Source organism: Streptomyces sp. NPDC047042 (genome assembly GCF_040644035.1).
Lineage (GTDB): Bacteria > Actinomycetota > Actinomycetes > Streptomycetales > Streptomycetaceae > Streptomyces.
Genome location: NZ_JBEYVP010000109.1, coordinates 1 through 1,759, shown reverse-complemented (window position 1 = coordinate 1,759; position 1,759 = coordinate 1). Strand labels below are relative to the sequence as shown.

Genomic DNA, 1,759 nt, shown 5'->3' with positions numbered 1-1,759 from the left:
GTCCGCCCGCGGGCCGGCAACGACGTCTACGACGAGGTCGGGCGGAGATTGGGGATGGCGCGCCGCCCGCTGAGCGCGCGCACGCACGCGGCGCGGTCGGGATCGCCCCAGCTGGCGGCCCGAGGACCGGCACCTCGGCCGGGACCACTGCCCTCCGCGATGCCGGGCCTGCCCCGCCCTGCGTACAACCCCTCGCACCGGCACACCCTTTGAGTACACGGAAGTCCCCGCCCATGCCCCGTGATCCCGTGTCGGCAGCAGCCCGGCGCGCGGTTTCCTCGCTCGACTCCCGGATCGAGGCCGCCACCGGTCACGACGTCGACACCCTGTGGACCCATCGCGACCGCGGCGTCCTCGACGCGCCACACATCGACCTGGTCGACCGGCACCGTGAGCTGACCGAGGCCGAGACGGGCGTGACCTTCTACCGCACCCTCCTGAACCGCCTGTCGAGCGGCGAGTTCCCCGTTGATGCCGTCCTGTTCGAACGGATCGACCGCACCGTGGACCAGTTGCAGGACGCCGCTGGCGTCCGGGATGGCGCCGTACGACGGGTGCTCGCCGCCCTGGAGCCGGTCGAGGCCGCCGCCCGCGCGGCTCCGCGCGCGGCGGCAGAAGCGATCTCGACTGCCGGTCAGGCGGCACTGCTTGCCATCGCCGGCGGCGCCAAGCTCTACGAGCACCTGCTGACCGGCCGCCTCGCGGTGACCGCGTCCTCCGGCACCCGCATCCCCTACGCCGAACTGCAGCGCCTCGCATCCGGCGGTCTCGTGTCCGTCGACACCAGCCACCCCGTTCACGCCGGACAGCCCGTCACCCTCACCGACGCCGGCCGCGCCGCACTCGCCGCAGGCCGCCGGCCTGTGGTGGGCGGGGCGCAGAAGGCGGCGGCGCGGCCCGGAGCATGGCCGTCCACCCCAGCGCACCGGCGCTGACCCCCACCTACCGAAGGGCTCTTGTTGTCCCCCGCTGTACCGAAGCCTGCCCAGGGGAGCGAGCCGGAAGTCGACTTCAACGTGGACAGGCTCGATGCCGACGAGCAGACCCTCCTCGACTTCTACCTGCAGATCCAGCTCCGTGAGGACATGCTCGCCCCGCTCGCCGAGCACCACACCACCGGCGGTGCGCACAGCTTCTACGTCCTGTTCGACCGCACCGCCATCTGGGCCCCGGGCGTCCCCCAGTACGTTGCCGTCCATCTGCGCCGGCATCACGAGAAGCGGACGTTCGACTTCGAACACGCTGAGCTGCCGCTGCCCTCGCTGGCGCAGTCCTGGCTGATCCACCGCGGTTGTCCCGCCGACGCCATCGGCCTCAACCCCCAATTGGGTCCGCCACCGGCGGACGAGGCGACGAGAGCATTGGAACAACGCCTCGCAGGCGACGGCGACCACTACGCACTTGGCTACTCCTACACCCGGGACGACCCGGACGACCCGGTCATCGTGGTGGCCCTGCGCGCCCTGGACGGGCGAGCCAACCCTGCGTTCCGCGTCGTGGTCGACGAGGTCGACACCGGCGCGTGGACGCACACCCTGCGCGAGGGTGGCTTCGCCACGGTCGAAGAAGCCCTGCAGTGGTGCGAGGACCGGCTCACCGGCATGGCCGGCCCCCTCCCGCCGGTCAGGCCGGCCACACCGGCGACCCGCGCTGTCCTCCCGCCAACGGCATCTGTTCCGCGCCCGCCCGGGAAATCGCGCTGAGCGCCCCAGCCGATGGGCGCGGCGCAACATAGCCGACGATCGCCGGTTGGCCAAAC

Annotated in this window: 2 protein-coding genes and 1 pseudogene; all 3 read left to right on the top strand. The window is 72.3% G+C overall.

Annotated features, from left to right (window positions below):
* Positions 1–213, top strand: a pseudogene (locus ABZ855_RS48260) (hypothetical protein); the annotation flags it as partial.
* 20 nt (positions 214–233) lie between these two features.
* The gene (locus ABZ855_RS48255) at positions 234–935 is read left to right on the top strand and encodes a hypothetical protein (protein ID WP_360820428.1); all 702 of its coding nucleotides are present in this window, start codon (positions 234–236) and stop codon (positions 933–935) included.
* Positions 936–956: 21 nt separating this feature from the next.
* Entirely contained in the window at positions 957–1,703 is a 747-nt protein-coding gene (locus tag ABZ855_RS48250) for a hypothetical protein (protein ID WP_360820425.1), read from the top strand.
* Positions 1,704–1,759: the final 56 nt, after the last annotated feature.